This is a genomic window from Ferruginibacter sp. (assembly GCF_014377975.1).
In the GTDB taxonomy this organism is placed as follows: Bacteria; Bacteroidota; Bacteroidia; order Chitinophagales; family Chitinophagaceae; genus Ferruginibacter.
Map to the genome: position 1 here is coordinate 1 of NZ_JACMOO010000340.1, position 1,833 is coordinate 1,833.

A 1,833-nucleotide genomic window follows, 5' to 3' on the forward strand; every position below is an offset into this window, starting at 1 on the left:
AAACTGTGCCTGTAAATTTTTTATTTGAATAGATACTGCAGGTTGCGTCATATGCAGTTCTTCAGATGCCTTGGTAATGCTTTCATTTTGTACGACAATCATGAAAACTTTTAACTGCTGTAAAGTAAAGTTCATAAAAATAATTTATGGGTTATATAATAAAGATAAATGAAAGTATATGAATAAAGGCCCACAAATTTGCCGCACAAAAATAAACACGAAATGACAAAAATTACAGTTGCAAAAGGAGATGGTATAGGACCTGAAATTATGGATGCCACTTTAAAAATAATTATGGCGGCAGGGGCCGATATTTCAATTGATGAAATTGAAGTGGGGGAAAAAGTGTATCTGGCAGGTAATCTTGCCGGTATAGCAAAAGAATCGTGGGATATTATTCGTCGCAATAAAGTGTTTTTAAAAGCGCCAATTACTACACCACAGGGTGGTGGCTACAAAAGTTTAAACGTAACTACCCGCAAATTTTTAGGCTTGTATTCAAACGTTAGACCTTGTAACAGTCTACATCCTTTTGTGAAAACCAAGCACCCACAAATGGATATAGTAATTATCAGAGAAAATGAGGAGGATCTTTATGCGGGCATTGAGCACCAGCAAACAGACGAAGTGGTGCAGTGCTTAAAACTGATAAGCCGCCCGGGTTGCGAAAAAATAGTGCGTTATGCTTTTGAATATGCCAAGCAATATGGCCGCAAAAAGGTAACCTGCTTTACCAAGGATAATATTATGAAGCAAACAGATGGTTTGTTTCACCAGGTGTTTGATGAGATAGCTTTAGAATACCCTGAAATTGAAAACGAACATTGGATCATTGATATTGGCGCTGCAAAAATGGCTGATACACCAGAGATTTTTGATGTAATTGTAATGCCGAATTTATATGGAGATATTTTATCTGATATAGCTGCACAAATTACCGGTTCCGTTGGTTTGGCCGGTTCTGCAAATATTGGTGAACAGTGCGCCATGTTTGAAGCCATACACGGTTCGGCACCAAGAGTTGCCAATCAAAACAGGGCAAACCCATCGGGGTTACTACAAGGAGCTGTGATGATGCTGAACCATATTGGGCAAGGCAACATTGCAGAAAAAGTACAGAACGCCTGGCTTAAAACCATTGAAGATGGCATTCATACTTATGATATTTACAAAGAAGGTACAAGTAAACAAAAAGTGACTACGACCGAATTTGCCGATGCAGTCATTAATAACCTAGGACAACAACCCTCCATTTTAACTGCAGTTAGCTACGATAAAAATGCTGCCCTCATACTTCCAAGATACCAGCGCAAAGAAGCAAAGACCAAAAGCTTGGTAGGTGTAGATGTGTTTGTAAACTGGAGAGGAAGCAACCCGGATGAACTTGCAGAACTTATTAAACAATTGGAAAGCGAGGATGCTGAGTTGACTATGATTACCAACCGGGGAATTAAAGTTTGGCCCGAGGGGTTTGAAGAAACTTTCTGTACTGACCACTGGCGTTGCCGATTTAAACCACTGGCTGAAAAAACTTTTAACCACGCCAATATTACAGCAATGTTAAATGAAGCAATCGAAAAAAATATTGATACCATTAAAACAGAAAATCTTTATTTATTTGATGGAAAACCCGGATTTTCACTCGGACAGGGCCAGTAAAACTTTTTAAAATAAATAATATGAACATACAATTAATACAAGGTCAATTCAGCGCAAATGAAGCAATAGAGATCATTACTCAAATGATACAGGTAAAAATAAAATTTCAAGAGAATAAAATAAACAATACCCACGGTGAAGAAGCAACAAAAATGAGAGAAAAAAGGATTAAAG

General features: G+C 37.6%; 2 protein-coding genes. One reads left to right on the top strand and one right to left on the bottom strand.

From position 1 onward, the window contains the following. A partial coding sequence (locus tag H7254_RS21550) for a LysR family transcriptional regulator (protein ID WP_367875453.1) occupies positions 1 to 135 on the bottom strand: 135 nt, incomplete at its 3' end. A gap of 87 nt (positions 136 to 222) precedes the next feature. Here H7254_RS21550 and H7254_RS16680 point away from each other — a divergent pair. Beyond that, on the top strand, positions 223 to 1,659 hold the full coding sequence (locus H7254_RS16680; RefSeq protein WP_301934049.1) for an NADP-dependent isocitrate dehydrogenase: 1,437 nt from the start codon (positions 223 to 225) through the stop codon (positions 1,657 to 1,659). Positions 1,660 to 1,833 lie beyond the last annotated feature (174 nt).

Coding starts and splice junctions, on each gene's coding strand:
- H7254_RS16680 (WP_301934049.1), top strand. CDS start 223: ATGACAAAAATTACAGTTGCAAAAGGAGATGGTATAGGACCTGAAATT.